The following is a 25,915-nucleotide window of genomic DNA, read 5'->3' as shown; positions in this document are numbered from 1 at the left end:
TCCGGCGTGTCGCCGCCGCCCGGTACGGGCCGTGCGCTATGGCCGCGACACGCGACCCTGCGTTCCGCTGGTGGACGTATCCGGGCCCCACCATGTGCGAGCCGCGGGCGAGTGTCCCGTGCTACGGGGAGGACCCACGATGTTCGGACGCGCCTGGAGCGCCTTCTTCCGCCACAAGTTCATCAGCTCCCTGGGGATCTGTGTCCTGGGCAGTCAGCTCATCGACCTGGGCCTGGAGTCGATCGGTGGACCGCTGCTGTTCATCGGGGCCCCCTGGTTCGTGTTCGCGCTCGCTGCCGCCATCGGTGGCAGCAGCGGGCGTCAGTACCTGCCGGGCACGGTCAAGATCGACGGCGTGACCTACAGCGCCAACAGCCGCGAGGCCAGCAACGCTCAGTGGCAGGTCGACAACCGGCGGACCTGAGCAGCGGCAGCCGGGAAAGTTCTTCCGGGCGACCTGTCGATCTGGTGCGGTGCTGCGTGTCGGAGAGGTGGAGGGCCCGAGAGGCGGGCTCCCCGAGCGCAGGAGGCGCAGATGAGCCGCTACATGATCCTGATCTACGAGGACGAGGCGTCCTACGCCACGGCGACCCCCGAGGTCATGGGCGAGATCTACCAGGAGCACGACCGCTTCTCCGCCGGCGTCGAGCAGCTCGGCGCCAAGATCCTCGGCGGCGAGGCGCTGGAGCCGACGCCCACCGCCACGAGCGTCCGCGGCGGCGACGTCACCGACGGGCCCTTCGTGGAGACCAAGGAGGCGCTCGGCGGCTACTACGTCATCGACGCCCCCGACCTCGACACCGCGCTCGCCGTCGCGCGCACCGTGCCGGCCCGCTTCGGCGGCGTCGAGGTCCGGCCCGTCATGGTGTTCGACTGAGCCGACCACCGTGACCGCCGACCCGGACGCCGACGCCGTCGCCGCCGCGGTCGCCGACGCGCACCGTCGCGAGTGGGCCTTCGTGCTCGCCGCGACGGTGCGCGTCACCCGCGACCTCGACGTCGCCGAGGAGTGCGTGCAGGAGGCCTTCGCCGCCGCGCTCACGGAGTGGCGCACCGCGGGGGTGCCCGCGCGGCCGGGCGCCTGGCTCACCACCGTCGCCCGCCGCCGGGCGCTCAACGTGCTGCGGCACTCCGGCGTCGAGCGCCGGCACCTGCCGCTGCTGGTCGAGGAGGAGGTCGCCCCCGACCCCCGCGACGACGGCGCGCACGGCTATCCCGACGACCGGCTGCGGCTCGTCGTCACCTGCTGCCACCCCGCGCTCGACCGGCCGGCGCAGGTGGCGCTCACGCTGCGGCTGCTGTGCGGCCTGACCACCGCCGAGGTGGCCCGCGCCTTCCTCGTCAGCGAGCCGACGATGGCTGCCCGGCTCACCCGCGCCAAGAAGAAGATCGCCGTCGCGCGCATCCCCTACCGGGTGCCCCCGCCGGCCGAGCTGCCCGCCCGGGTCGACGCCGTCCTCGCCGTCGTCCACCTGCTCTTCACCACCGGGCACACCGTCCCGGCCGGCGAGGAGCTGGTGCGCCGCGACCTGGTCGAGCGGGCGCTGCAGCTGTGCCGGATGCTGCGCGGCCTGCTGCCCGGCGACCCCGCGGTGGCGGGCCTGCTGGCGCTGCTGCTGCTCACCGACGCCCGCCGCGACACCCGCACCGCCGACGACGGCCGGCTGCTGCTGCTCGAGGAGCAGGACCGCGCCCGGTGGGACGGCGCCGCGATCGCCGAGGGCGTGGCGCTGGTGCGGGAGGCGCTGCGGGCCCGCCCGCCGTCGCGGTACGCGCTGCAGGCCGCGATCGCCGCTGTGCACGCCGAGGCGCCCACCTGGGCCGACACCGACTGGCGCGAGATCGTGGCGCTCTACGGCGTGCTCACCTCGGTGTGGCCCTCGCCGGTGGTGGCGCTCAACCGCGCGGTCGCCGTCGGCTTCGCCTCGGGGCCGGCGGCGGGGCTCGCCGCCCTCGACGCGCTCGCCGCCGAGCCGCAGCTGGCCGGCTACGGCTACCTCCCCGCCGCCCGCGCCGACCTGCTCCGCCGCCTCGGCCGGGTCGCCGAGGCGCGCGAGGCCTACGGGGAGGCGCTGCTGCTCACCGGCAACGCGGTCGAGCGGGACTTCCTCGCCCGGCGGCTGGCCGAGCTCGACTGAGCCCGGCCGAGCGGGCTCAGCCGGGTGGGCCCGCGCTCAGCCGAGGACCGTGCGCTCCAGGTAGGCGTTGCGGAACGCGCCGCGCGGGTCGAGGCGGCCGACCAGGTCGCGGAAGTCGCCCATCCGCGGGTAGCGGTCGGCCAGCTCGGCGGCGCCGGTGGTGAACAGCTTCCCCCAGTGCGGGCGGGCGCCGAACGGGCGCAGCGCCGCCTCGATCTCCGGCAGCAGCGCGGTGACGGCCGGCTCGTCGGGCAGCCAGGTGAAGTGCAGCGCCAGGACGTCGCCGCCAGTGGCCGGGCTCAGCCAGAGGTCGTCGCCGGCGATCGTGCGGATCTCGCTGACCTGCAGCAGCGGCGCGACCCGGTCGGCGAGGGCCCGCATCGCCTCGCAGGCGGCCCGCCCGTGCTCGGCCGGCACGAAGTACTCGCTCTGCAGCTCGTCGCCGTGGCTCGGGGTGAACTCGGCGCGGAAGTGCGGCAGCCGCTCGTGCCACTCACCGGGCAGGTCGAGCTGGTCGGTGAGGTTCTCGATCGGGGTGTCGCGCAGCATGTGCGTCGGCTCGGTGGCCGCCCGCGCGCCGAAGAAGTCCTCGGGAGCGGCGGCGTCGAGCTCGTCGGTGCGCGACTTGACCCACACCGAGGTGACCCGGTGCCAGTCGGTGAACACGCTGACGCTGTAGGCGGCGCCGGTGACCCCGGGGAGGTCGGCGAACAGCCGGTCCCAGGTGAGGTCGAGGTAGACGTTGGTGCGCACGGAGAAGGTCGGCTGGAAGCGCAGCGCCACCCGGGTGACCACGCCGAGCGCGCCGAGGTGCACCACCGCGCCCGGCAGGTCGGGGGAGTCCTCGCCGAGGACGACGACCTCGCCGTCGGAGCGCACCAGCTCCAGGCCGGCGACCGAGGTGGCCAGGGACCCGTTGCGGCTGCCCGAGCCGTGGGTGCCGGTGGCGGTGGCCCCGGCGATCGTGATGTGCGGCAGCGATGCCAGGTTGTGCAGCGCCCGCCCGTGCCGGGCGAGCTCGGGCACCAGCCGGCTGTAGGGCATGCCGCCGGGCACCCACAGGACGCCGGAGCCGTCGGGCTCGGCCCGCGCGAGCTCGACGCGGACGTCGAGGTCGTCGAGCACCACGAGGTCGGCGTCGGTGTCGGCGATGTCGTTGAAGCAGTGCCGCGAGCCCAGCGCCTTCACCCGCGGGGCACCGGCGACGGCCTCCTGCAGCTCGGCGAGGGTGCGCGGCCGGTGCACCCGGGCGGCGCGGTAGGTGAGGTTGCCCGCCCAGTTGCGCAGCGGGGTGTCGAGGGCGGTCACCGGACTCCGATCGGGGAGAGGACGCCGGCCCGCTCGAGCAGGCCGGCCAGGGCGCGGCCGTCGCCGGCCCGCACGACGGGGACGTCGCCGACCCGCTCGCCGGCCCGCTCGCCGGTCTCCGGCGACGGCGTGCCGGCGGGGGCGGTGGTGCGCAGCGCGATCGCCACGACGCGGCCGGGATGGGCGGTGGCGAAGTCGCGGTAGATCTCCGGGTCGTGCTCGCCGTCGTCGCCGACGAGGAACCAGCGCACGCCCGGCAGGTCGGCGGCCACCCGCTCCAGGGAGCCGCGCTTGTGCGCCCGGCCGCTGCGGAACCACGCGCGCGGGCCGATGCCCCAGTCGGTGAGCAGCAGCGCCCCGGCGGGGAAGCCGTTGCGCTCCAGGAACGCGGTGATCGCGCCGGCCAGGTTCCACGGGCCGTTGCTCAGGTAGACGACGGGGGAGTGCGGGTGCTCCCGGGCGACCCGGGTGAGCAGTGCGGCCATCCCGGCGACGGGCCGTCGGGTCGCGCTGTTGCCGGCGAAGGTGCGCCAGGCCGCGCGGAGGGGGTGCCGGATGCCGGTGATCCAGACGGTGTCGTCGATGTCGCACACGATCCCACGGCCGGCGTCGGGGGCGGCGACGTACACCGGTGCGGCCACCGGCGGGCGCCCGCCGACGTGCAGCAGCGCGTCGGCGCGGCCGGGCGGCAGCACGGCCGGCAGCGGGACGTCGAGCAGGCCCGCCTCGTCGGCGCGGGCGCGCACCCGGCTGCCGGCGAGCTCGACGTCGATCTCGCCGAAGGGCTGCTCGAGGGTGAACAGGCGCCGCCAGCCGGGCAGGTCGCGCCGGGCCGCGGGCGCGGTGCGGGCCGGGGCGAGCAGCAGCCGCCCGCGCACCCGCGCCCGGCCGCCGGCCGCGTAGCCGGGGTAGCCGAGCGCCGTCGTCGTCCAGCCCCGGTCGCGGGCCCACGCCGACAGCGCCCGGTTGCCGCGCAGCTTGACCGCGTGCAGGGCCCCGACCAGCCGCCCCGAGGGGTCGCCCGGCGCGGTCACCGGCCGAGGTGGGCGCGCAGCGCGGCGACCACCATGCGGTGGTCCTCCAGCTGCGGCAGCCCCGACACGACGACGACGCCGACCGGGCCGACCCCGCGGACGACGAGCGGGACGGCCCCGCCGTGCGCGGCGTAGAGGCGCGGGTCCAGGCCCGAGGACTCCTCGAACGTGGTGCCGCGCTCGATCCACGTCTGCCGGACGTACAGCGAGGCGTGCCCGAAGCGGTGCACCACCCGGGCCTTGCGCTCGATCCAGTCGGCGTTGTCCGGCGTCGCGCCGGTCAGCGCGGCGGAGAACAACCGGTGCCCGTTGCGGGCGACCTCGACGGCGACCGACGCGTCGGCGCGGCGGGCCGCGGCCACCAGCGCCGACCCGAGCTCCCAGGCGTCGTCGTTGGTGAACCGGTCCAGCTGCAGCTCGTCCTCCTCCGCCGCGAGCTCCGCGACGGTCGGGAAGCCGCTCACGCCCCGGCCCCGCCGACGACCACGTTCCACGGCCGCACCGACCACGACGTCACCAGGCCCCGCAGCACGTAGGGGTCGCTCGCGGCGAAACACTCGACGGTCTCCCGGTCGGCGTCCCACACCAGCAGCGCGCGGTCGTAGGGGTCGGGCAGCGCGCCGGCCAGCAGGAGCTCGCCGCGCTCGTGGGCCGCCCGGGCCAGCGCGAGGTGCTCCTCGCGCAGCGCTGCCCGGCGTTCCAGGTAGTCGTCGGCGAGGGTGTACTCGAGCAGCAGGTGCATGCCGCCACTCTCACACGCCTCAGGCGGACAGGGCGCTCCCGCGGTCCGGGACCAGCTCCCCGGTCAGCGCGGCGGCGAGCTCGTCGAGGGGCAGGCCGACCGCGCCGGCGAGCGCGGCCACGGTGAAGAACGCCGGGGTGGGCACCCGCCCGGACTCGATCTTGCGCAGCGCCTCCAGGCTCACCCCGGACGCCGCGGCGACCTCGGCCGGCGGGCGGCTGCCACGGGCGGCGCGCAGCAGGGCGCCGAGCCGGCGGCCGCGCTCGCGCTCCTGGGGGCTCAGCGGGGGGCGGACCATGCCGTGATACTAATACCGGGATAGTCATACCGGCAGTCGCCGGGCCCCCGACGGAGGAGAGAACCGTGATCGAGCTGCGCACCCCCGGCGAGCTGGAGGCGATGCGTGCCGCGGGCGCGGTGGTGGCCGACATGCTCGCCGCCGTCCGGGCCGCCGCCGTCCCCGGCGTCCGCCTCACCCAGCTCGACCAGGTGGCCCGCGACGTGCTCGCCGACGCCGGCGCCACCTCGCCGTTCCTCGGCTACGCGCCGCTGCCGACGACCCCGCCGTTCCCCGGGGTGGTGTGCCTGTCGGTCAACGACGTCGCGCTGCACGGCATCCCGACGACGCTGCCGCTGGAGGACGGCGACCTGCTCAGCGTGGACGCCGGCGCCACCCTCGACGGCTGGGTGGGTGACGCGGCCACCACCTTCCCCGTGGGCACGCCCCGGCCGGAGGACCTCGCGCTGGTCGCCACCGCGGAGCGGGCGCTGGCCGCCGGGATCGCCGCGGCGGTGGTCGGCAACCGGGTCGGCGACGTCTCGGCCGCGATCGGCGCCGTCGGGCGGGCCGGCGGCGTCGGCATCAACACCGACCAGGGCGGACACGGCGTCGGGCGCACCATGCACGAGGCGCCGCACGTGCCCAACGAGGGGCGCGCCGGGCGCGGGGTGCGGCTCGCGGCCGGCCTCGTCATCGCCATCGAGCCGTGGTTCCTCGGCGGCGGCAGCGACGACTACCGGGTCGACGCCGACGGCTGGACGCTGCGCAGCGCCGACGGCAGCCGCGCCGCGCACGTGGAGCACACGGTGGCGGTCACCGCGGACGGCCCGCGCATCCTCACCGCTCCCCGCTGACCGCCCGGTCCTGCCGCCGCAGCTCCCGCCACAGCCAGGCGGCGATCGCCGCGGGCACGACGGCGAACGCCGACACCGCCGCGACGTCGCCGACCCCCGCGCCGATCCACGCCAGCAGCAGCGGGGTGCCGAACCCGGCGTAGGCGAAGGCGTAGAACGCGCTGTTCATCGCCCCGCGGGTCTGCGGCGGGGCGAGCCGGGCGGTCAGCGTCAGCCCGGCGGTCAGGCACAGGCCCGCCCCGGCGCCGAGCAGCACCGACGCCGGCAGCAGCAGCGGCTCGGAGCGGGTGACGATCGCCAGCACGCTCACCGCGAGCCCGGCCGAGCCCATCGCCATGCCCAGCGGCCCGCCGCGGGCGATGCCGCGCCCCACCCGGGCGGCCACCGCGCTGGCGCCCAGCGCCAGCCCGCCGATCAGGCCGGCGTAGGCCGGGCCGACGCCGCCGGGCACCACCAGCAGCGGCAGCAGGGTCGCCGCGACGGCGGGGAAGGCGAACACCCCGACGGCGGTCGGCGCGAGCAGCGCCCGGAAGGGCCGGCGCGCCTCCGGCGGCAGCCCGAGGGTCATCAGCCGGCCGGGGCGCCGCTCGGTCACCGTCTCCGGCACGGTGAGCAGCGCGGCCAGGCCGACGGCGACCACGGCCACGTGCACCAGGTAGGGCAGCGTCGTCGGGGCGGGGCCGTACTGGGCGAGCACGCCGCTCATCGCGGGGGCGATCGCGAAGCCCAGCGACGTCGACACCGCCCCGCGGGTGGCCGCCGACTGCTGCCCCTCCGGCCCGGCGAGCTCCTGCAGCCAGGCGTTGGCCACCGAGAAGACGACGCCGGAGACCACGCCCTGCAGCAGCCGGGCCAGGTAGAGCAGCGGCAGGGACCCGGCGGCGGGCAGGAACAGGAGCGACACCAGCCCGGCGACGACGGCGAACGGCAGCACCAGCGCGCGGCGCCCGAAGCGGTCCGACGCCGCGCCGGACACGGTCAGCGCGGCGATCAGGCCGATCGCGTAGCAGCCGAAGACGGCGGTCAGGTCGGCGTCGGACAGGCCCAGCGTGCGCCGGTAGACCAGCAGCAGCGGGGTCGGGATGTTCGTGCCGAGGGCGACGGTGAACAGGCCGAAGGTCAGGGCGTCGAGTCGGCGGCGGGTCTCCCGCCGCGACCCGGCCCGCTGCGTCGCGGGGTCCGGCACCCGGCGGACGCTACCGCTCCGCAGGTCACCCGGGAGGTGTGCCGCCCCGCGACGGGGTAGTCGCCGGGGCGTGGGCCGTCCGGCCCGGTCGGGAGGTGGGTCCGTGCGGTTCCTGGTGCTCGGCGGGGGCGGGTTCCTCGGCGCGGCGGTGGTCGACGCCGCCGTGGCGGCGGGCGACTCCGTGACGGTGTTCTCGCGGTCGGGCCGCCCGCCGGCCGACGGCGTCGAGGTGCTGACCGGCGACCGCCGCGGCGACCTCGGGGTGCTCGCCGGCCGGCGGTGGGACGCCGTCCTCGACACGTTCACCGACGACGAGCCGGGGGCGCCCGCGGTGGCCGCGACGGCGCGGCTGCTGTCCGGGTCGGTGGGTGCCTACGGCTACGTGTCCGGGATGAGCGTCTACGCACCGGACGGGCCGGCCGTGCCCGACGAGACCGCGCCCGTGCGCGCCGCCGGGCAGCAGCCCGACGACGACCCGCTGCAGCAGCGGTCGCTGGCCAAGCTCGCGGCCGAGCGGGCGCTCGCCGAGCACTTCGACGGGCCGGTGCTCGTGCCGCGGGTGGGGATCATGGTCGGGCCGCGCGACCCCTCCGACCGGTTCACCTGGTGGCCGGTCCGGATCGCGGAGGCACTGGCGGGCCGGCGCGACCGCCGGGTCTGCGTGCCGGGCGACCCGACCCGCCCCGTGCAGTTCTCCGACGCCCGCGACGTCGCCGGCTGGGTGGTCGCGATGCTGCGCGCCGGCCGCGGCGGGGTGTTCGACACCGTGGGCCCCGGGCGGCGGCAGACCCTGGCGAGCGTGCTCGACGCCTGCCTCGCCGCGGCGGGCGGCGGCCCCGGCGACGTGGAGTTCGTGCCGGTCGGGGAGGAGGCGCTGCGCCGCGGCCTGGCCGGCGTCGAGGAGGAGCGGCGGCCGCTCTGGTTCCCGGAGGACCAGATCCCGCAGGAGGCCGTCGACTCCTCGGCCGCCCTGGCCGCCGGCCTGACCTTCCGGCCGGTGGAGGACACCGCCCGCGACACCCTGCACTGGGTGCGACGGGACCGCGGCACCTGGCCGGACCTCGACGTCGACCTGGACGCCGCCCGCGAGCGCGCCCTGCTCGCCGCGGACTGAACCCGGCCGCCGCGGCCGCTGCCAGGATGGGCCGGCGACGGGAGGAGGGACCCCTGTCCCTGCACCGGCACCACCCGCCCGACCTGTACCGCGGCACCACCGGCGAGGCCAGCGCCTGGCTGCGGCCGGCGGACCGCCCGCCGGACACCGTCTCCGCCGCCGGCGTGACCTGCGAGTTCCTGGCCACCGGCGAGCAGACGGCCGGCCGGCTCGGGCTCTACCGGTGGACCTCCGGCGAGGAGACGTCCGGGCCCGGGCCGCACGTCCACCGGTCGATCTCCGAGCAGTTCTCCGTGCTCTCCGGCTCGGTGGAGGTCGTCGACGGCCGCTCCTGGGTCGCCGCCGGGCCGGGTGACTTCGTGTACGTACCCGAGGGCGGCGGGCACGGGTTCCGCTGCGGGGACCGCGCCTCGATGCTGCTGGTGTTCGCGCCGGGCGGCCCCCGCGAGGAGTACGTCGAGACGCTGGCGCGCGGCGAGCGGATGACGCCGGAGGAGCGGGCGGAGTCCATGCTCCGCCACGACACGTACGGGGTGTGATGCGCGGCCGGCCCGGGCCGGTGCGGCCCGGGCCGGCCGGCGGTCAGCGGTGCAGCAGCTCGCCGAAGCGGGCGCAGCTCTCCTCGATCGCGGCCTGCGCGGCGGGGGAGACGGCGCCCATGTCGAAGAAGCCGTGGATCATCCCGTCGTAGCGCAGCACGTGCGCGGTGGCGCCGGCGGCCTGCAGCGCCTCCCCGTACGCCTCGCCCTCGTCGCGCAGCGGGTCGTACTCCGCCGTGACCACCACCGCCGGCGGCAGGCCGGAGAGGTCGGCGTGGTGCAGTGGGGACATCCGGGCGTCCCGGGCGTCCTCCCACGCGCCGCGGTAGTGGCCGTAGAACCAGTCCATCGTGTCCTTCTCCAGGAAGTAGCCCTTCGCGTTCTCCACGCGCGAGGGGTAGTCGCCCTCGGCGTCGACGGCCGGGTAGATGAGGAACTGGCCGAGCAGCGGCGTCCCGTCGTCGCGCAGCGTCTGGGCGACGACGGCGGCGAGGTTGCCGCCGGCGCTGTCCCCGGCGACGGCGAGGCGGTCGTCGCCGCCGAACTCGTCGAGGTGCTGCGCCACCCACCGGGCGGAGGCGACGGCGTCCTCGGCGGCGGCCGGGAAGGGGTGCTCGGGAGCGAGCCGGTAGTCGACGGCGACGACCACCGCGCGGGCGTGCCGGCAGACGTTGCGGGCCATGTTGTCGTGGGTGTCGAGGTCGCCGATCACCCAGCCGCCGCCGTGCAGGAACACGACGGTCGGCAGTGGGCCGTCGGCACCCTCGGGGCGGTACACGCGGGCGGGCAGGTCACCCGCGGCGCCGGGGACGGTGCGGTCCTCGACGGCGCCCACCGGCACGACGGCCTCGGGCGCGCGGGCGTCGCGGGTGAGCGAGAGGTAGTAGGCGCGCCCGGCCTCGGGCGTGCCCTCGTACAGCGGCGGTGCGCCGGACTGCTCGAGCATCGTGAGCAGGGCGGCGATGGACGGGTCGACCGGCACGGGGGTCCTCCTGGTCGTGGGGTGTCGGGGTCAGCGGTAGACGAGCGAGCCGTCGTCGAGGTCGGCCTTCGGCAGCGCCTCGGCCTCCTGCGCGTGCTCGAGCATGTGGGTCCACGGCTCGCGGTCGCCCTGCCGGAAGAGCAGGTGCTGGGAGCGCATGACGTAGCCGGCGTTGAAGTTCTCCGGGTCCGACCACGGCCGGATCTGCATGCCGGCGTCCTCGGGCCGCAGCTCCGGGACGACGCTGCGGGCGCCCTTCTCCCGCATCCGCTCGAACACCCGGGTGACCAGGTCGCACACCAGGTCCACCCGCAGCGTCCAGCTGTGCCGGAAGTAGCCGAAGACGTAGGCCATGTTCGGGACGCCGCTGATCATCACGCCGCGCCAGGTGACCCGCTCCGGGAACTCGACCCGCTCGCCGTCCACGGTGAAGGCGACCCCGCCGAAGGCCGACAGGTCGAAGCCCGTGGCCGTCACCACGACGTCGGCCTCGAGCTCCTCGCCGGAGGCCAGCCGGATGCCCTTCTCGGTGAAGGTCTCGATGGTGTCGGTGACGATCGACGCCCGGCCCTCGCGGAGGGCGGCGAACAGGTCGCCCTCCGGGACGACCGCGATGCGCTGCTGCCACGGCCGGTAGCGGGGCGTGAGGTGCTTGTCGACGTCGAAGCCCTCGGGCAGGAGCGGCTTGACCGACTCCATGAGGAAGGCGTGCAGCTCGTCGGGCGCCTCGTGGGACAGCCGCGCGAGCTCGTCGAACTGGGCGGAGTACGCGCGGCGGAGGATCTCGTGCGTCCAGTCCTCGGGGATGTCCAGCGCCCGCAGGGTCACCGCCAGTTCATGGGTGAGGGGCGGCGCGAGGAAGTAGGACGGCGAGCGCTGCAGCATCGTCACGTGCGCGGCGTCCTGCGCGATCGCCGGGATGAGCGTGGCCGCCGTCGACCCGGAACCGATGACGACGACCCGCTTGCCCGTGACGTCGAGGTCCTCGGGCCAGGACTGCGGATGCACCAGCACGCCGGCGTAGTCGTCGAGGCCGGGCCAGTCCGGGCGGTAGGGCTTGGCGTGGTCGTAGTAGCCCTGGCACATCCAGAGGAAGTCGGTCGTCATCCGCACCGTCCCGCCGGCGTCCTCGCGGCTCACCTCGACCGTCCACCGGGCGTCCTCGCTCGACCAGGAGGCGGCGGTGACCCGGTGCCGGTAGCGGATGTGCGGGGCGAGGCCGTCCTCCTCGATGACCTCGTCGAGGTAGGCGAGGATCTCCCCGCCGGCGGCGATCGAGGGGCCGCGCCAGGGCTTGTGCCGGTAGCCGTAGGTGAACAGGTCGCTGTCGGAGCGCACGCCGGGGTAGCGGTGGGTCCACCAGGTGCCGCCGCGCGCGTCCTGGGTGTCCAGGAGCACGAAGCTGCGGTCGGGGAACCGCTCGCGCAGGGTGTGCGCGGCCCCGATCCCGGAGACGCCGGCACCCACGATGAGGACGTCGACGTGCTCGACGTCCTCACGCGTGGGCTGCGGGGCCTCCAGGGTCGCCGTTCCGGTCGTCGTGGTCATCGGACCTCCCCCAGGAGCTGTGATCCAGGTCACGGACGCTACCGCCGGACCGCCCCACCGCGGCAAGGGGCGGACGGGCGGCCGCGCGCGCCGCCACCAGCAGCCGGGCGCGCCGTGACAGCCGTCGGGGGAGCGGCGACCGGGCCTCGGCGGCGAGCTGGCGGGCGGCGACCACCGACGCCGGCTCCCGCGCCTCGCCGGTCATCGCGCCCGCCGGCCGAGGTCGAGCGGAAGCGCGTCCAGGCCGTGCGCGAACGACAGCCGGCGGAACGCCAGCCGCTCCGGCGGGACGGCGAGGGCGAGGTCGGGGAAGCGCCGCAGCAGCGCCGGCAGCACCGTGGTGAGCTCCAGGCGGGCGAGCTCGGCGCCCACGCAGCGGTGGATGCCGTGCCCGAAGGCGAGGTGCCCGCCGCGGGGAGCGCGGTGCGGGTCGAGGTCGTCCGGGGCGTCGCCCGCCCAGCGCGGGTCGCGGCCGGCGGCGGCGAGGGAGACCAGGACGACGTCGCCCGGCGCCACGGCGGTGCCCCCGACGACGGTGGGCCGGCGGGCGAAGCGCGGGAAGGCCACCGAGACGGCCGCGATCAGCCGCAGCAGCTCCTCGACCACCGCCGCGACGTCGGCGGGCGAACCCCCGCGGACCAGCGCGGCCGCGGCCGGGTCGCGCAGCAGCACGACCGTGCCGAGGGCGATGGTCGACGCCGTCGTCTCGAAGCCGCCGGTCACCAGCCCGTCGGCGAGGCCGGCCAGCTCGTGGTCGGTGATCGCATCGCCCTCTTCCCGGACGATCCGGCCGATCAGCCCGTCGCCGGGGGAGCGCCGCTGGGCGGCGACCGCCTCGGCCAGCAGGCGCCGCTGGGCCGACACCGCGCCGAAGGCGCCGGCCGGGCCGCCGGTGGCGTCGAAGCGGCGGGTGGCCAGCCGGGCCAGCACCTGCTCGTCGGCGCCCTCGAGGCCGAGCAGGCCGGCGATCACCGACATCGGCACCGGGGTGGCGACGTGCCGGACGAGGTCGGCCGGGGACCCGGCGGCCTCCAGGGCGTCGAGCGCGCGGTCGACGGTGCCCTCGACCACCGGGACGAGGCGCTGCAGCCGGGCGCGGGTGAACTCCGGGGCGACGAGCCGGCGCAGCCGCGTGTGGTCCGGCGGGTCGGTGAACCCCAGCCCGCCGACGTCGGCGCCGGTGACGGGGCCGTCGCCGCTGAACAGGTGGCGGACGTCGGTGCTGTAGCCGTCGGCGTCGGCCAGCACGGCGCGGGCCTCGGCCGCCCCGGTGACCAGGTGGACGGCGACGTCGAGGGGCAGCTCGAGCCGGTGCACCGGGCCGCGCGCCGCCAGGGCGGTGAGAGCGGACGCCGGGCCGACGCCGTCGCGGCGCAGGGGCACGGTCGCCGCGCGGGGCAGCACCCGCAGGGTGGCCAGGTCGATGCCGCGCCGGCGCACCCGGCGGGCCAGCAGCGCGCCCAGCCACCGGCGCACCCGCCGGGGCCGCGGCGGAAGCGGTGCGGGCGCCCGGTCCTCGGGACGGGGGCACTCGGGGAGGACCAGCTCGGCAGTGCTCATTCCGCCTTCTCTCGGGTCCGTGGCTCTCGGGGACCCGAGCCTCGCGACGGCGCCCGCCGGCGGACATCAGGTGGAACCCCCGAACCGGCCCCCGTCTGTGCGGCGGCGCGGTGGGGGACTCCCCCGAGGGGCCCGGCGGCGAGGTGCGGCGCCCGCCCGCGTGTGGCTTGCTGGGGAGGTGGAACTGCGCACCCTCGGCCGCAGCGGCTGTGCCGTCTCGGCCCTCGCCCTGGGCACGATGACCTTCGGCGCCGAGACCGACGAGGCCGGCGCCCACGAGCAGCTCGACGTCTTCACCGAGGCCGGCGGCACGCTCGTCGACACCGCCGACGTCTACTCGGCCGGCGCCTCGGAGGAGATCGTCGGGCGCTGGCTGGCCGCCCGGCCCGCCGACGTCCGGGACCGGGTCGTGCTCGCCACCAAGGGCCGCTTCCCGATGGGCGAGGACGCCAACGCGCTCGGCACCTCCCGCCGGCACCTGCGCCGCGCGCTCGACGACTCGCTGAGCCGGCTCGGCGTCGACCACGTCGACCTCTACCAGCTGCACGCCTGGGACCCGCTCACGCCGCTGGAGGAGACGCTGCGCTTCCTCGACGACGCGGTGCGCGCGGGGAAGGTCGGCTACCCGGGGCTGTCGAACTTCACCGGCTGGCAGGTGCAGCGCGCCGTCGACGTCGCCGAGCGCGAGCACCTCGCCGTCCCGGTCACCCTGCAGCCCTCCTACAGCCTGCTGGTGCGCGGCATCGAGGCCGAGATCGTGCCGGCCTGCCGCTACAACGGGCTGGGCCTGCTGCCGTGGGGACCGCTGGGCGGCGGCTGGCTCTCGGGCAAGTACACCCGCGACCAGCGGCCCGAGGGCGCCACCCGGCTCGGCGAGGACCCCGGCCGCGGCATGGAGGCCTACGACCGGGTGGCGGCGAGGGCGCGCACCTGGGACGTGCTCGAGGCGGTGCAGGACGTCGCCGAGGCGCGCGGGGCGACCATGCCGCAGGTGGCGCTGGCCTGGCTGCTCGCCCGACCGGCCGTGAGCTCGGTGATCCTGGGCGCGCGCACGACCGACCAGCTGCGCGGGAACCTCGGCGCCGCCGGCCTCGCGCTGTCGGCGGAGGAGACGGCGCGCCTGGACGCCGTCAGCGACCCCGCCGAGCCCGACTACCCCTACGGCGAGGTCGGCACGGAGCAGCGCAGCCGGGACCTCGCCGGCTGAGCGTGCGCCGGGCGCTGCGAGTGCCGCGGGCGCTCCGGGCGGCGCTGGCCGTCGCCGTCGTGTGTGCTCTGGTCGTGGGGCTGCTCTGGGCGTTCCAGCGCCGGCTGGTGTACCTGCCCGACGACGGCCCGGTGCCCGCGGCGGCCGGCGAGGTCCCCGGCGGCCGCGACGTCGAGCTGACCACCGCCGACGGGCTGACGCTGGGCGCCTGGTTCGTACCGGGCCCGGCGGGCGCGGCCACCGTGCTGGTGGCGAGCGGCAACGGCGGGCACCGCGGCATGCGCGCGCCGCTGGCCCGGGCGCTGTCCTCGGCGGGCCTCGCGGTGCTGCTGTTCGACTACCGCGGCTACGGCGGCAACCCCGGCAGCCCGAGCGAGGAGGGTCTGGCGCTGGACGTGCGGGCGGCGCGGGCCTGGCTGGTCGAGGAGGCCGGCGTCCGCGAGGACCGGCTCCTCTACTACGGCGAGAGCCTGGGCTGCGGGGTGGTCACGGGGCTGGCGCTGGAGCACCCGCCGGCCGGGCTGGTGCTGCGCTCGCCCTTCGCCGACCTGGCCGCCGCCGGCGCCCACCACTACCCGTTCCTGCCGGTGCGGCTCCTGCTGCGCGACCGCTACCCGGTGGCCGGGCAGGTGGCCCGCGTGCGGGTGCCGACGACGGTGGTCTGGGGCGCCGCCGACACGATCGTGCCGCCGGCGCAGAGCCGGGCGGTGGCCGACGCCGCCGCGTCGCTGCACCGCCGGGTCGAGGTGCCGGGCGCCGACCACAACGACCGGGTGCTGCTCGACGGCGGGCAGCTGGTGGCCGCCGTCGTCGAGCTGGCCGAGCTCACCGGCTGAGCGGTCAGGGGCCGGGGAGGACCGACCCGCGCAGGCGCCGGCCCGTCCAGTGCAGCGGCTCCCCGCCGGGGTGCCGGGGCGGCCACGGGTCCGCCGACAGGTACACCTCCCACAGGTGCACCTGCGCCCGCCAGTAGGCGCCCACCGCCCGGGGGACTCGTGCGAGGTCCATGCCCCACGGTGGGCCCCCGCGCGGCGCGGTGACAGCCCCGCGACCGCCCCGGACCGCAACGCGGCTGCCACTCAGCCGGCGCCCGGCTCCTTGGCCAGCCCGCGCAGCAGGAGGCCGGTGAGCTGCTCGTAGGCGGCGGCGTCGTCGAGGCCGGTGCTCGCGGCCACCTGCCGCTGCTGGATGCGCACCATGACGGCGGTGACGACGTCGGCGGCGAAGGCGGCGTCGACCTCGCGGAAGGCGCCCTCGGCCACGCCGTCGCGGATGATCCCCTGCACCCGCGCGGCGGCCGCCCGGGTGTTGCGCTCGTAGATCTCCCGGGCCGGCGGGAAGGCGGCGACGTCGTCGTAGAAGCGGGCCGACGCCGGCGCGAGCTCCTCGGCCACCGCCCGGAGGTAGGCGACCAGCCGGTCGGCGGGCGGGCGCGGGGGCGCCAGCGCCGCCTCCACCCGGGCGGTCGCGGCGCGGAAGAAGTGCACGACCGCCACCCGGACCAGCTCGTCCCTGCTGCCGGCCAGCGCGTAGAGGGTGCGCTTGGAGCAGTGCAGCCGGGCGGCGAGGTCGTCGAGGGTGAGCGAGGCGAAGCCCTCGGCGAGCAGCACCTGCACGAGCTGGCCGAGGAGCTCCCCGTGCCGCGCGGCGCCGCGGCGCACCGGCACCCGCGCCTCCACCGACATGCCCCGATCCTCCCGCACGCCCGAACGGCCCCGCAGCGGTACCGTGGACACCGCCGCCAGTACCGATGAGGGGATCGCCGTGGCCGTCGACCGTCTGCTGCCCACCGACGAGGCGCAGGACCTGATCGAGCTCGTCCGGGACGTCGCCGACAAGGAGCTCACGACGCGGGTCACCGAGCACGAGCGCGCCGAGACCTATCCCGAGGGACTGTTCGCCACCCTCGGCGGGCTGGGGCTGCTGGGCCTGCCCTATCCGGAGGAGATGGGCGGGGGCGGCCAGCCCTACGAGGTCTACCTGCAGGTGCTCGAGGAGCTCGGTGCCCGCTGGGCCGCCGTCGCCGTCGCCGTCTCGGTGCACGGGCTGTCCTGCCACCCGCTGGCCACCTTCGGCACCGACGCCCAGCGCGAGCGGTGGCTGCCGGCGATGCTGGCCGGCGAGCAGATCGGCGGCTACTCGCTGTCCGAGCCCCAGGCCGGCTCCGACGCGGCCGCGCTCGCCTGCCGGGCGGAGCGCACCGAGCAGGGCTACCGGGTCACCGGCACCAAGGCGTGGATCACCCACGGCGGGAAGGCCGACTTCTACGCGCTGTTCGCCCGCACCGGCGAGGGCTCCCGCGGCATCTCCTGCTTCCTCGCGCCCGGGCAGGTGGAGGGCCTGAGCTTCGGCCGGCCCGAGGAGAAGATGGGCCTCACCGCCATCCCGACCACCTCGGCGCACTGGGACGGCGCCCTGCTGGAGGCCGACCGGCTGCTCGGCGCCGAGGGCCAGGGCCTGTCGATCGCCTTCTCCGCGCTGGACTCCGGCCGCCTGGGCATCGCCGCCGTCGCCACGGGCCTCGCGCAGGCCGCCCTCGACGCCGCCGTCGGCTACGCGCAGGAGCGGACGACGTTCGGGCGCAAGATCGCCGACCACCAGGGGCTGGGCTTCCTGCTCGCCGACATGGCCGCCGCCGTCGACTCCGCCCGCGCCACCTACCTCGACGCCGCCCGCCGCCGCGACCTCGGCCGCCCCTACGGCCGGCAGGCCAGCGTGGCCAAGCTCGTCGCCACCGACGCGGCGATGAAGGTGACCACCGACGCCGTCCAGGTGCTCGGCGGCTACGGCTACACCCGCGACTTCCCGGTCGAGCGGTACATGCGGGAGGCGAAGATCATGCAGATCTTCGAGGGCACCAACCAGATCCAGCGCCTGGTGATCAGCCGCTCGCTGGCACCCTGACCCGGTGACCGCCCCCGCGCCCCGGCGCCCGCGCTCGGTCTACGGCGTGGGGGAGGAGCCGGACGCGCGGTTCAGCCTGGCCAACGAGCGCACGGCACTGGCCTGGATCCGGACGTCGCTGGCGCTGTCGGCGGCCGGCGTCGCGCTGGAGGCCCTCGACGTGCCGATCGCCGAGGGGCTGCGGCTGGCCTGCGCGCTGCTGCTCGTCGGCCTCGGCGTCCTCGCGCCGGTGCAGGCGTGGTGGGGGTGGGCGGCCACCGAGCGGGCGATGCGGCTGGGCCGGCCACTGCCGTCCCCCGTGGTCACCCCGGTGCTCGCGGCGGGGACCGCGGCGGCCGGCGTGCTGCTCGTGCTGGGCCTGCTGCTGCGGTGAGCACCGTCCCCGGGCCCGTGCCCGACGGCGGGCTGCAGGCCGAGCGCACGGCGCTGGCCTGGCGGCGGACGGCGCTGGCGATGGCCGTGGCCGCGGTCGGCGCCGGGCGCCTGGCCGCCCCCGTGCTCGGCGCGCTCGCCCTCGCGCTGGCCGGGGCCGGCCTGCTGCAGGCGGTGGCGGCCGGGGCCGGGGCGCGGCGCCGCCATCGCGAGGTCCGCGCCTCGCTGCTCACCCGCGGCGACCTCTCCGGCGTGCCCGGCGGCGGGCTCCCGGTCGCGGCGCTCGCCGCCGCCGGTGTGCTCACCGGGCTGCTCGCGCTCGCGTTCGTCCTCGGGCCGGGCTGACCCCCGGTCCCCACCCGGTGGGAGGCTGACCGCCGGCAGGGAGGGGACGGGATGCGCGGGGACGGGCCCGGGGCGGTGGTGGTCGGCGTCGACGAGTCGCCGACCTCGCTGCGCGCGCTCGACTACGCCGCCGGCCTCGCCCGCCGCCAGTCCGGCCGGCTCGTCGTCGTCCACGTCCGCTCGCTGCGCCCGGTGGGCCCCGGCCTGGACGCGCTCGCCCCCGTCGCCGTGCAGGCCGCGCTCGAGGCGCGGCAGGCGACGGAGGACGACCTGCGCGCCGAGGCGCGGCGGATCGCCGAGCAGGGCGACGTCGAGGTGACCTTCGTGCTGCGGGTGGGCGAGCCGATGCGCGAGCTGTCCGCCGTCGCCGACCAGCAGCACGCCGACGTCGTCGTCGTGGGCGCCTCCACCCGCCCGGCGCACCGGCTGGCCGGCTCGCTGGCCGCCCGCCTGGTCCGCAGCTGCGGCTGGCCGGTCACCGTGGTGCCGTGACCGGTCCGACCATGCGGGCGCACGTGCTCACCGGGCCCGGCGAGAGCGCGGTGCGGGAGGTGCCGGTGCCGGTCGCCGTGCCCGGCGAGGTGGTGGTCGACGTCGAGCGGGTCGGCGTCTGCGGCACCGACGTCGAGTTCGCCACCGGTGAGATGGCCTACCTGCACCAGGGCCACGCCGCCTACCCGATGCGGCTGGGCCACGAGTGGTGCGGTCGGGTGACGGCGGTCGGCGCGGGCGTGGACCCGGCCTGGCTCGGCCGGCGCGTCACCGGCGACACCATGCTCGGCGACGGCACCTGCCGCCGCTGCCGGCGCGGGCAGCAGCACGTGTGCGAGCGGCGCCAGGAGGTCGGCATCCGCGGCGGGCGGCCCGGCGCGCTGGCCGAGCAGCTCGCCGTCCCGGCGACCTCGCTGCACCCGCTGCCCGACGCCGTCGACCCCGTCCTCGGCGCGCTCGTGGAGCCCGGCGGCAACGCGCTGCGCGCGGCGCGGGCGGCGGCCGCCGGGCCGGGCGACCGGGCGCTGGTCCTCGGGCCAGGGACGATCGGGCTGCTCACCGCGATGTTCCTGCGCGCCGCCGGCGCCGAGGTGCACCTGCTCGGGGTGGACCCCGCGTCGCTGGCCTTCGCCCGCGCGCTCGGCTTCCCGCACACCTGGACGGCGGACACGCTGCCGGACCTGCCGTTCGACGCCGTGGTCGACGCCTCGACCGCCGCCGCCCTGCCGGCCCTCGCCCTCGAGCGGGTGGAGCCCGCCGGCCGCGTGGTCTACATCGGCCTGGCCGGGACGCCGAGCCGGATCGACACCCGCGACCTGGCGCTCGGGGACGTCACCGCCGTCGGCGTGCTGTCGGCCTCTCCGGGGCTGGCCGCCACCGTCGCCGCCTACGCGGTGGGCGAGGTCGACCCGCGCCCGCTGGTGGCCGCGACCGTCGGGCTGTCGCAGGTGGGCGCGGTGCTGGCGGGGGAGCGGCCGCCCGGTGCCGGGCCGGGGCCCAAGGTGCACGTGGACCCGCGGCTGCCCTGAGCGGCGGGCAGGATCGGCCCCGGCGGACGCGGCACGACGGGAGGACCGGGATGGCGAGCGAGGCGGACCTGCGGGCGCGGTGGGCGGAGGGCCGGGCCAGCCACGGGCTGTGGAGCCTGCTGCCCGGCGCGGTGACCGGCGAGGTGCTGGCGCGCACCGGCGCCGACCACGTCGTCGTCGACCTCCAGCACGGCGCCGGGACCGAGGCCGACCTGCCCGGGTGGCTGCAGCCGTGACGGCGGCGGGCGCGGTCCCGCTGGTGCGCACCCGCAGCCCGCACTTCGCCGACGTCGGCCGCCCGCTCGACCTCGGCGCGCGCGGGGTGATCGTGCCGAACGTCCGCGACGCCGCGCACGCCCGCGAGGTGGTCGCCGCCTGCCGGTACGCCCCGGCCGGGGGCCGGTCGATCGGGCGGCTGTCCGGCGGGGCCGACGAGCCGCTGGTCGTCGTCATGGTGGAGGCCGCGAGCGCCCTCGACGACCTCGACGCGCTGCTCGCCGTCGACGGCCTCGACGGGGTCTACGTGGGCCCGGGCGACCTCGGGCTCTCGCTCGGCCTGGCGGGGGAGGAGCACCGGGCGGAGCTGCGCGGGGTGCTGTCGTCGATCGTGGCGCGGGCCGTCGCCGCCGGGGTGCCGGTGGGCGTGCACGCCTACAGCGGCGAGGAGGCGGCCGGGTACGCGGCGGAGGGCGCCACGATCGTCACGGTCGCCGTCGACGTCGCGATGCTCGGCGCGGCGGCGGCCGGGCACCTGTCCGCGGCCCGGGGGTCGGCGCGGGGAGCGGGCGCCGGGGAGGCCTGATCCGCCTCAGCCGGCCGGCTCGCCGTCCGGCGGGTCCGGCTCCGCCGGCCGCGCGCGGAGGCCCTCGACCTCGGCGGTGAGCGCGGCGGCCCGCTCGCCCGCCCGCCGGGCGCCCGCCTCGGCGTCGGTGGCCCGGCGGGCGGCGTCCTCGGCGCGCCGCGCGGCCGCGGCGGCCTCCGCCAGCGCGTCACGGAGGTCGCGCTCGGCGAAGGCCGCCCGCGTCGTCGCCTCCGCCGCGCGGTCGCGGGCCTCGCGCTCCCCGCGCCGGGCGGCGTCCCGCTCGCGCTCCGCGTCGCGGGCCCGCTCGCCCGCGCGGGCCGCGTCGGCGAGTGCCGCGTCGCGGGCGGCGGCCGCCTCGTCCCGCTCGCCCGTCCGCTCCCGCAGGGCGGCGGTGAGGGTCTGCTCGGTGACGTCCCACCGGGCGCGGGCCTCGACCAGCTCGTCGTGCTCCCGGGCGGCCTGCGCCCGGGCCTCCTCGGCGTCTCGCCGCGCCCGCGCCGTCTCCCGCTCGGCGTCCCGGGCAGCCGACCCGGCGTCCTCGGCGCGCTGCTCCGCCGCCGTCCGCTCCTCCTCGGCCGCCCGGCGCGCGGCCTCCGCCCGGTCCCGCTGCTCCTCGGCCGCCTCGCGGGCGGCGTCGGCGGCGGCGACCCGGCCGGCGGCGTCCTCGCGGGCGGCGGTGACCGCCTCCTCGGCGGCGACCCGGGCGGCCTCGGCCGCGCTCTCGGCTGCGCGGCGGCCCTCCTCGGCCTCCGCCCGCAGCCGCTCGTCGCGGCGGGCTTGCTCCTCGGCGCGCAGCCGGGCCGCGTGCGCGCCGTCGACGTCGGCCCGCGCCTGGGCGAGCCGCGCCTCGACGGTGGCCTCGTCCCGGTACTGCGCGAGGGCCTCGGCGGCGGCGGTGAGCAGCGCGGCCTGCGCCTCCGCGGCCTCGGCGGCCTCGCGGGTCGCCTCGGCCCACCGGCCCACGAGGTGCCGGACCCGGCCCTCGGGCGGCAGCTCCTCGGCCAGCGCCGTGGCGGTCGCGGTGAGCCGGCCGTTCCGCCGCCCGGCGGCGCGGGCGCGCGCGGTGCGCGCCGTCTCGGGGTTGTGGTCGGGCCGGTCGCAGAACCGGGGCGACGGTCCGCTGCGCCCGGGGACGCGCGGCCGCGGGGGAGCGGGACAGCCCGGGAAGGCGCACCGGGTTCCGTCCTGCGCGTCGTCCTGCTCCGTCATGCCGGACGACGATAGACGGATGTGCGGTTCATGCATCCATCCGGGCAGATGTGCGGACAACGCGATGGGCGATCGCTTCCGAGAAGCACCTACTCTGCGAAGTGATGACGGAGGACCCGACGACGCGAGCGGTGATCCCTCGGACGGGCGGGGGACCGCTGCTGCCGGGCGACCTCACGGCGGTCGGCGCGTACGTCGACGCGTCGCACGCCGACTCGACGCGCGACGCCTACGCGCGCGACGTCGCCGCCTGGGAGGCGTGGTGCCGGGGCCGCTCGCTGCCCGTGGCGCCGCCCGCCGATCCGCTGGCGGTCGCGGCCTGGCTGGCCGGGATGGCCGACGAGGGGCGCAGCCCGCGCTACGTCGCCCGCCGGCTGTCCGCGCTCAACGACCTGCACCGCCGCGCCGGGCTGACCCCGCCGGGGGACAGCGAGGGCGTGCGCCGGACGCTCACCGGCATCCGCCGCACCGCCGTCCGCAGCGGCTACCGGCCGCGGCGGGCGCGGGCGGTCGACACCGCCACCGTCCGCGCGCTCGTCGAGGACCTGCCGGACACCCTCGCCGGCACCCGCGACCGTGCCCTGGTGCTCGTCGGCTTCGCCCTGGGGCTGCGGGCATCAGACCTGTGCGGGCTGCGCGTGGAGGACGTCGTCCCGGCCGGCCACGGCGGCCTCGACGTCCTGATCCGGTACTCCAAGACCGACCAGGAGGGCGCCGGGGAGACCCTCGCGCTGGCCGAGGGGGTCCGCGCGACCACCTGCCCCGTGCGCGCCGTGCGGGCCTGGCTGGCCGCCCTCGCGGGGCAGGGCATCACGTCCGGGCCGCTGTTCCGGTCGGTGGGCAAGGGGCGCGCGCCGCGGCTGGGGGAGGCGCCGCTGACCACGCGCAGCGTCGACCTCGTGCTGCGGCGCGCCGCCGAGCGGGCCGGCGTCCCCGTCGAGGGGCTGTCGCCGCACTCGCTGCGCCGCGGGTTCGCCACCACCGCCTACGCGCAGGGCGTGCCGGAGAAGGAGATCAGCCGGACTGGGCGGTGGCGGTCGCTCGTCGTCCGCTCCTACGACGCCTCCAGCCGGTGGGCCGACCCGGCCTCGGGCTCCCTCGGCCTCTGACCCCACCCACCCGACCCCGCCGACCCGGCCCCCGCGGTGACGGCGGGATACTCGTGCCGACGGAGTCCGCCGGCGGCCCCGCGTCGAGGAGGTCCCTGCACGTGCCGAGAGCCCTGCTGCTGGAGAACATCGACCCGGTGGCGGCCGACCTGCTCGGCGCGGCCGGGTACGAGGTCGAGTCGCTGCGCGGCGCGCTGGACGAGGACGACCTCGTCGCCGCCCTCGACGGCGTGGACCTCCTCGGCATCCGCTCCAAGACACAGGTGACCGCGCGCGTGTTCGCCGCCCGCCCGGGCCTGGTCGGCCTGGGGGCCTTCTGCATCGGCACCAACCAGATCGACCTGCGGGCCGCGGCCGGCGCCGGGGTGGCGGTGTTCAACGCGCCGTACTCCAACACCCGCAGCGTGGTGGAGATGGCGATCGCGGAGATCATCATCCTGGCCCGCCGGCTGGTCGACCGGGACCGCGCGCTGCATGCCGGCTCCTGGGACAAGTCGGCGTCGGGCAGCCACGAGGTGCGCGGCCGGACGCTCGGCATCGTCGGCTACGGCAACATCGGCAGCCAGCTGTCGGTGCTCGCCGAGGCGCTGGGCATGCGGGTGCTGTTCTACGACCTCGAGGACAAGCTGGCGCTGGGCAACGCCGAGCGCTGCGACACCCTCGAGGAGCTGCTCGAGCGGGCCGAGACCGTGACGCTGCACGTCGACGGGCGGGCCGGGAACGCCGGCATGTTCGGCGCCGAGCAGTTCGCGCGCATGCGCCGGCGGAGCCTGTTCCTCAACCTGTCGCGCGGCTTCGTCGTCGACCACGAGGCGCTGCGCGAGCACATCCTGTCCGGCCACATCGCCGGCGCCGCCGTCGACGTCTTCCCCGATGAGCCGCGCGAGCAGGGCGACCCGTTCACCTCGGTGCTGCGCGGCCTGCCCAACGTGATCCTCACGCCGCACGTCGGCGGGTCGACCCAGGAGGCGCAGCACGACATCGGGCGCTTTGTGGCCGGCAAGCTCGTCGACTACACCGGCGCCGGCACGACGACGCTGAGCGTCAACCTGCCCACCGTGGCCCTGCACGGCTCCTCGGCCGACCGGTTCGCGCTGCTGCACCGCAACGTGCCCGGCGTGCTGGCCCGGGTCGACGCGCTCGTCGGCGAGCACGGGCTCAACGTCGACGGGCAGGTGCTGGCCACCCGCGGCGAGCTCGGCTACGCGGTCACCGACGTCAGCGCGCAGCTGCCCGAGGAGCTCGTCAAGGCCCTCGAGGCGCTCCCCGAGAGCGTGCGGCTGACCACCTTCCGGCACAGCGGGGCCTGACCGCGCCAGGACGTCGGTCCGGCGCAGGTCACCACGTGCTGCCCGAACCGGCCCTCAGGCGGGGTGCGGCCAGAACGCGAGCAGGGTGCGGATCCCGGTGACCAGCGCGAGCGGGCGGTCGAGCATCGGGTGGTGCCCGGCGTCGGGCAGGTCGACGACCGGCAGGCCGCCGGGCACCAGGGCCGCCATCTCGGCGGCCATCCGCGGGTCCACGAGCCCCTTCTCGCAGCGGAACAGCGCCGCCGGGACGGTCAGCCGCGGCAGCAGCTCGGTGAGCAGCGGCGGGGAGCCCCACAGCTGCGGGTCGAACTTCCAGGTCCACCCGTCGCCGTCCCGGCGCAGCGAGTCGGCCGCCACGTGCTCGCGCACGTAGGGGAGCAGCACGTCCTGCGCCGGGACGGTGCGGAACCGCCCGACGGCCTCCTCGACGGTCGGGTAGGTGCGGTGCGGCCGGCGCCGGTCGCGCAGCTGCTCCTCCTCCGGCGGCCGGCGCACCAGGGGTGAGTCGATGACCGCGACGCCGGCGACGGCGTCCGGGTGCTCCACGCCGACCACGAGGGACACCCAGCCACCCATGCTGTGCCCGAGGACGACGGGCCGGGAGAGGCGCTCGGCGTCCGCCACGGCCACGACCTCCCGCGCCCACGTGCCCATGTCGTACGCGGCGCGGCGGCCGCTGTCGCCGTGGCCGCTGAGGTCCAGGGCCACCACCCGGTGCGAGTGCAGCTGCGGGGCGACGTGGTCCCACCAGCCCGAGTGGGCCGCGCCGCCGTGCACCAGCACCAGCCCGGGACGCCCGGCCTCGCCCCACGCCCGGTAGCGCACGGGCGTGCCGTCGACCTCGACCTCCCGCCGCTCGGGTGCCTGCGCGAGCGCGGCCGCGAACCAGGCGGGGGCGGCGCCGGTCTCGGTGGCGGCGGACATCGGCGGCTCCTCGGGGTGCGGCGGTCGGCCCGCCGATCATCCGGGGGGCCGCCGTCAGCCGAGCAGCCGCCCCCGCTCGGCGGCGTCGAGCTTCGCGACGGCGGTGCGCAGCGCGTGCCGCGGCATCGACCCGCGGTGCTCGGCGACGAACGCGGCCACGGCCTCCGGATCGCGCCCGCCGGCGTGCTCGAGCAGGATGCCGACCGCCTTGTGCACGAGCGGGTCGGGATCGCCGGCGAGCACGGCCGCCAGCGGGAACACCTCGGCCAGCGCGGCGTCGTCGCCCCAGCGGACGAAGGCGAGCGGCGCGGTCACGGCGGTCCGCCGGCGCAGCGGGTCGGCCGCGGCCGCCAGCCCGTGCAGCGGCGCGGGGGACCGGCCGAGCAGGTACCGGCCCACGACGCTCGGCGCGGCCCGGTCGACCATGTCCCAGGTCGTGATCCGGTCGTGCCGGCTGAGGTACAGGTCGTACAGCCGCCGGCGCTGCGCGTCGTCGGTGTCCCGCCTGCGCGCGCGGACGTCGAGCACGCAGAGGGCGCCCATCCGGGCCTCGTACAGCGGGGAGGCCAACAGGACGGCCACCTCGTCGAGCGGCATGTCCGCGGCCGCCCGGGCCAGGTCGAAGAGGTCGCGCATCCGGATGCCGACGGCGTCGTCGTCCGGGCCCAGCCGCCGCCGGAGGACGGGCAGCTCGGCCGGTGCGGCGGCCCGGTGGACCGCCGCCAGGAACTCCCCGGCGGTGGCCGGCGCACGCTCGCCCACCCGGGGCCTCCTCTCGTCGCGGATCGACGCCGGGAACGACCCCACCAGGACCCCGGACTCATCGGCGCAGCCTGGTTGTGCGCAGCCATGACGGACTTCTGCTTTCGCGAGCGCACAAGTGTCGCTAGGTTCGGTGACGTGGGGCACAGCCCCACTCGCGGACGGG

The 25,915-nt window shown here is 77.4% G+C and carries 31 protein-coding genes; 17 read left to right on the top strand and 14 right to left on the bottom strand.

The features are described 5' to 3' along the window. Window positions 1-139 precede the first annotated feature (139 nt). The 3 genes from BUE37_RS09710 to BUE37_RS09700 all read left to right on the top strand — a co-directional run bounded on the left by BUE37_RS09710 (window position 140) and on the right by BUE37_RS09700 (window position 2,138). Window positions 140-424, top strand: coding sequence for a hypothetical protein (locus BUE37_RS09710; RefSeq protein ID WP_073420003.1), 285 nt, complete (start codon window positions 140-142; stop codon window positions 422-424). 111 nt (window positions 425-535) lie between these two features. Beyond that, on the top strand, window positions 536-877 hold the full coding sequence (locus tag BUE37_RS09705; RefSeq protein WP_073420002.1) for a YciI family protein: 342 nt from the start codon (window positions 536-538) through the stop codon (window positions 875-877). 10 nt (window positions 878-887) lie between these two features. Further along, window positions 888-2,138, top strand: a complete 1,251-nt coding sequence (locus tag BUE37_RS09700) for an RNA polymerase sigma factor (RefSeq protein WP_073420001.1) — start codon at window positions 888-890, stop codon at window positions 2,136-2,138. A 36-nt stretch (window positions 2,139-2,174) separates the two neighbouring features. Here BUE37_RS09700 and BUE37_RS09695 read toward each other — a convergent pair whose 3' ends face one another. From BUE37_RS09695 to BUE37_RS09675, 5 genes are read right to left on the bottom strand one after another with little or no spacing between them, the layout of a single operon-like run. Next, entirely contained in the window at window positions 2,175-3,446 is a 1,272-nt protein-coding gene (locus BUE37_RS09695) for a D-arabinono-1,4-lactone oxidase (RefSeq protein ID WP_245794479.1), read from the bottom strand. Further along, window positions 3,443-4,480, bottom strand: coding sequence for an App1 family protein phosphatidate phosphatase (locus BUE37_RS09690; RefSeq protein ID WP_073420000.1), 1,038 nt, complete (start codon window positions 4,478-4,480; stop codon window positions 3,443-3,445). The genes BUE37_RS09695 and BUE37_RS09690 overlap by 4 nt, the downstream gene beginning before the upstream one ends. Next, entirely contained in the window at window positions 4,477-4,944 is a 468-nt protein-coding gene (locus BUE37_RS09685; RefSeq protein ID WP_073419999.1) for a heme-degrading domain-containing protein, read from the bottom strand. Before BUE37_RS09685 ends, BUE37_RS09690 begins: the two co-directional genes overlap by 4 nt. Beyond that, window positions 4,941-5,222: a YciI-like protein gene (locus BUE37_RS09680; RefSeq protein ID WP_073419998.1), complete on the bottom strand. Its 282-nt coding sequence runs from the start codon at window positions 5,220-5,222 to the stop codon at window positions 4,941-4,943. The genes BUE37_RS09685 and BUE37_RS09680 overlap by 4 nt, the downstream gene beginning before the upstream one ends. Window positions 5,223-5,241: 19 nt before the next feature. Then, window positions 5,242-5,520 (bottom strand): helix-turn-helix domain-containing protein, encoded by a 279-nt coding sequence (locus BUE37_RS09675; RefSeq protein WP_073419997.1) that lies wholly within the window; start codon window positions 5,518-5,520, stop codon window positions 5,242-5,244. Between the two features lie 65 nt (window positions 5,521-5,585). On the opposite strand from BUE37_RS09675, the gene map reads away from it, so the two are divergent. After that, a complete protein-coding gene (gene map, locus BUE37_RS09670) occupies window positions 5,586-6,356 on the top strand; it encodes a type I methionyl aminopeptidase (RefSeq protein WP_073419996.1) in 771 nt (256 codons plus the stop codon). Here the strand turns inward: map and BUE37_RS09665 are convergent. Next, complete coding sequence (locus BUE37_RS09665; protein WP_175562832.1) at window positions 6,340-7,542, bottom strand: MFS transporter; 1,203 nt, start codon at window positions 7,540-7,542, stop codon at window positions 6,340-6,342. The genes map and BUE37_RS09665 overlap by 17 nt on opposite strands. Before the next feature lie 103 nt (window positions 7,543-7,645). Between BUE37_RS09665 and BUE37_RS09660 the strand changes: the two genes are divergently transcribed. Next, window positions 7,646-8,656, top strand: a complete 1,011-nt coding sequence (locus BUE37_RS09660) for an NAD-dependent epimerase/dehydratase family protein (protein ID WP_073419995.1) — start codon at window positions 7,646-7,648, stop codon at window positions 8,654-8,656. Between the two features lie 26 nt (window positions 8,657-8,682). Then, window positions 8,683-9,195, top strand: a complete 513-nt coding sequence (locus BUE37_RS09655; RefSeq protein ID WP_073419994.1) for a cupin domain-containing protein — start codon at window positions 8,683-8,685, stop codon at window positions 9,193-9,195. A gap of 43 nt (window positions 9,196-9,238) precedes the next feature. On the opposite strand, the gene BUE37_RS09650 is transcribed toward BUE37_RS09655, so the two are convergent. The 3 genes from BUE37_RS09650 to BUE37_RS09640 form a co-directional block, all read right to left on the bottom strand. Next, on the bottom strand, window positions 9,239-10,177 hold the full coding sequence (locus BUE37_RS09650; RefSeq protein ID WP_073419993.1) for an alpha/beta hydrolase: 939 nt from the start codon (window positions 10,175-10,177) through the stop codon (window positions 9,239-9,241). 30 nt (window positions 10,178-10,207) lie between these two features. Further along, window positions 10,208-11,725 (bottom strand): flavin-containing monooxygenase, encoded by a 1,518-nt coding sequence (locus BUE37_RS09645; RefSeq protein ID WP_073419992.1) that lies wholly within the window; start codon window positions 11,723-11,725, stop codon window positions 10,208-10,210. A gap of 201 nt (window positions 11,726-11,926) precedes the next feature. After that, entirely contained in the window at window positions 11,927-13,285 is a 1,359-nt protein-coding gene (locus BUE37_RS09640; protein ID WP_083628521.1) for a cytochrome P450, read from the bottom strand. 178 nt (window positions 13,286-13,463) lie between these two features. On the opposite strand from BUE37_RS09640, the gene BUE37_RS09635 reads away from it, so the two are divergent. Then, the gene (locus BUE37_RS09635; protein ID WP_073419991.1) at window positions 13,464-14,492 is read left to right on the top strand and encodes an aldo/keto reductase; all 1,029 of its coding nucleotides are present in this window, start codon (window positions 13,464-13,466) and stop codon (window positions 14,490-14,492) included. 74 nt (window positions 14,493-14,566) lie between these two features. Next, window positions 14,567-15,328 (top strand): alpha/beta hydrolase, encoded by a 762-nt coding sequence (locus BUE37_RS09630; RefSeq protein WP_245794477.1) that lies wholly within the window; start codon window positions 14,567-14,569, stop codon window positions 15,326-15,328. Between the two features lie 4 nt (window positions 15,329-15,332). Here the strand turns inward: BUE37_RS09630 and BUE37_RS23765 are convergent, their stop codons facing one another. Further along, window positions 15,333-15,500 (bottom strand): hypothetical protein, encoded by a 168-nt coding sequence (locus BUE37_RS23765; protein WP_175562831.1) that lies wholly within the window; start codon window positions 15,498-15,500, stop codon window positions 15,333-15,335. Between the two features lie 71 nt (window positions 15,501-15,571). After that, window positions 15,572-16,177 (bottom strand): TetR/AcrR family transcriptional regulator, encoded by a 606-nt coding sequence (locus tag BUE37_RS09625; RefSeq protein WP_073419990.1) that lies wholly within the window; start codon window positions 16,175-16,177, stop codon window positions 15,572-15,574. A 79-nt stretch (window positions 16,178-16,256) separates the two neighbouring features. Here BUE37_RS09625 and BUE37_RS09620 point away from each other — a divergent pair, with 79 nt between their 5' ends. The 7 genes from BUE37_RS09620 to BUE37_RS09595 are packed head-to-tail and all read left to right on the top strand — an operon-like array spanning window position 16,257 to window position 20,435. Further along, window positions 16,257-17,396 (top strand): acyl-CoA dehydrogenase family protein, encoded by a 1,140-nt coding sequence (locus BUE37_RS09620; protein ID WP_073419989.1) that lies wholly within the window; start codon window positions 16,257-16,259, stop codon window positions 17,394-17,396. A gap of 4 nt (window positions 17,397-17,400) precedes the next feature. Then, window positions 17,401-17,769 (top strand): YidH family protein, encoded by a 369-nt coding sequence (locus BUE37_RS09615; RefSeq protein WP_073419988.1) that lies wholly within the window; start codon window positions 17,401-17,403, stop codon window positions 17,767-17,769. Then, window positions 17,766-18,113, top strand: a complete 348-nt coding sequence (locus tag BUE37_RS09610) for a DUF202 domain-containing protein (RefSeq protein ID WP_073419987.1) — start codon at window positions 17,766-17,768, stop codon at window positions 18,111-18,113. Before BUE37_RS09615 ends, BUE37_RS09610 begins: the two co-directional genes overlap by 4 nt. 51 nt (window positions 18,114-18,164) lie before the next feature. After that, a complete protein-coding gene (locus tag BUE37_RS09605; protein ID WP_073419986.1) occupies window positions 18,165-18,605 on the top strand; it encodes a universal stress protein in 441 nt (146 codons plus the stop codon). Further along, the gene (locus BUE37_RS09600; protein WP_217651200.1) at window positions 18,602-19,633 is read left to right on the top strand and encodes a zinc-dependent alcohol dehydrogenase; all 1,032 of its coding nucleotides are present in this window, start codon (window positions 18,602-18,604) and stop codon (window positions 19,631-19,633) included. The genes BUE37_RS09605 and BUE37_RS09600 overlap by 4 nt, the downstream gene beginning before the upstream one ends. Window positions 19,634-19,683: 50 nt before the next feature. Then, entirely contained in the window at window positions 19,684-19,869 is a 186-nt protein-coding gene (locus BUE37_RS24435; protein WP_245794475.1) for an HpcH/HpaI aldolase family protein, read from the top strand. Then, window positions 19,854-20,435: an aldolase/citrate lyase family protein gene (locus tag BUE37_RS09595; protein ID WP_245794473.1), complete on the top strand. Its 582-nt coding sequence runs from the start codon at window positions 19,854-19,856 to the stop codon at window positions 20,433-20,435. The genes BUE37_RS24435 and BUE37_RS09595 overlap by 16 nt, the downstream gene beginning before the upstream one ends. Before the next feature lie 6 nt (window positions 20,436-20,441). On the opposite strand, the gene BUE37_RS09590 is transcribed toward BUE37_RS09595, so the two are convergent. After that, the gene (locus tag BUE37_RS09590; RefSeq protein WP_073419985.1) at window positions 20,442-21,644 is read right to left on the bottom strand and encodes a hypothetical protein; all 1,203 of its coding nucleotides are present in this window, start codon (window positions 21,642-21,644) and stop codon (window positions 20,442-20,444) included. A gap of 131 nt (window positions 21,645-21,775) precedes the next feature. Between BUE37_RS09590 and BUE37_RS09585 the strand changes: the two genes are divergently transcribed. Together BUE37_RS09585 and serA are read left to right on the top strand one after the other, a co-directional pair. Beyond that, window positions 21,776-22,753 (top strand): site-specific integrase, encoded by a 978-nt coding sequence (locus tag BUE37_RS09585; RefSeq protein WP_245794471.1) that lies wholly within the window; start codon window positions 21,776-21,778, stop codon window positions 22,751-22,753. A gap of 101 nt (window positions 22,754-22,854) precedes the next feature. Then, window positions 22,855-24,063 (top strand): phosphoglycerate dehydrogenase, encoded by a 1,209-nt coding sequence (gene serA / locus BUE37_RS09580; RefSeq protein ID WP_073419983.1) that lies wholly within the window; start codon window positions 22,855-22,857, stop codon window positions 24,061-24,063. Window positions 24,064-24,117: 54 nt separating this feature from the next. Here the strand turns inward: serA and BUE37_RS09575 are convergent, their stop codons facing one another. Continuing rightward, the gene (locus tag BUE37_RS09575; protein ID WP_073419982.1) at window positions 24,118-24,987 is read right to left on the bottom strand and encodes an alpha/beta fold hydrolase; all 870 of its coding nucleotides are present in this window, start codon (window positions 24,985-24,987) and stop codon (window positions 24,118-24,120) included. Between the two features lie 54 nt (window positions 24,988-25,041). Next, window positions 25,042-25,749 carry a DNA alkylation repair protein gene (locus tag BUE37_RS09570; RefSeq protein WP_073419981.1) on the bottom strand — a complete coding sequence of 236 codons (708 nt, stop codon included), beginning with the start codon at window positions 25,747-25,749 and terminating at the stop codon, window positions 25,042-25,044. Window positions 25,750-25,915: the final 166 nt, after the last annotated feature.

Source organism: Geodermatophilus nigrescens (assembly GCF_900129495.1).
Taxonomy (GTDB): domain Bacteria; phylum Actinomycetota; class Actinomycetes; order Mycobacteriales; family Geodermatophilaceae; genus Geodermatophilus; species Geodermatophilus nigrescens.
This window is presented reverse-complemented; position numbering and strand designations above follow the sequence as displayed.

Bases quoted from the DNA above. Each gene is read 5' to 3' on its own strand.
- BUE37_RS09710 (WP_073420003.1), top strand. From the start codon at position 140: ATGTTCGGACGCGCCTGGAGCGCCTTCTTCCGCCACAAGTTCATCAGC.
- BUE37_RS09705 (WP_073420002.1), top strand. From the start codon at position 536: ATGAGCCGCTACATGATCCTGATCTACGAGGACGAGGCGTCCTACGCC.
- BUE37_RS09680 (WP_073419998.1), bottom strand. From the start codon at position 5,222: ATGCACCTGCTGCTCGAGTACACCCTCGCCGACGACTACCTGGAACGC.
- BUE37_RS09675 (WP_073419997.1), bottom strand. From the start codon at position 5,520: ATGGTCCGCCCCCCGCTGAGCCCCCAGGAGCGCGAGCGCGGCCGCCGG.
- BUE37_RS09655 (WP_073419994.1), top strand. From the start codon at position 8,683: ATGGGCCGGCGACGGGAGGAGGGACCCCTGTCCCTGCACCGGCACCAC.
- BUE37_RS09645 (WP_073419992.1), bottom strand. From the start codon at position 11,725: ATGACCACGACGACCGGAACGGCGACCCTGGAGGCCCCGCAGCCCACG.
- BUE37_RS09640 (WP_083628521.1), bottom strand. From the start codon at position 13,285: ATGAGCACTGCCGAGCTGGTCCTCCCCGAGTGCCCCCGTCCCGAGGAC.
- BUE37_RS23765 (WP_175562831.1), bottom strand. From the start codon at position 15,500: ATGGACCTCGCACGAGTCCCCCGGGCGGTGGGCGCCTACTGGCGGGCG.
- BUE37_RS09625 (WP_073419990.1), bottom strand. From the start codon at position 16,177: ATGTCGGTGGAGGCGCGGGTGCCGGTGCGCCGCGGCGCCGCGCGGCAC.
- BUE37_RS09605 (WP_073419986.1), top strand. From the start codon at position 18,165: ATGCGCGGGGACGGGCCCGGGGCGGTGGTGGTCGGCGTCGACGAGTCG.
- BUE37_RS24435 (WP_245794475.1), top strand. From the start codon at position 19,684: ATGGCGAGCGAGGCGGACCTGCGGGCGCGGTGGGCGGAGGGCCGGGCC.
- BUE37_RS09590 (WP_073419985.1), bottom strand. From the start codon at position 21,644: ATGACGGAGCAGGACGACGCGCAGGACGGAACCCGGTGCGCCTTCCCG.
- BUE37_RS09575 (WP_073419982.1), bottom strand. From the start codon at position 24,987: ATGTCCGCCGCCACCGAGACCGGCGCCGCCCCCGCCTGGTTCGCGGCC.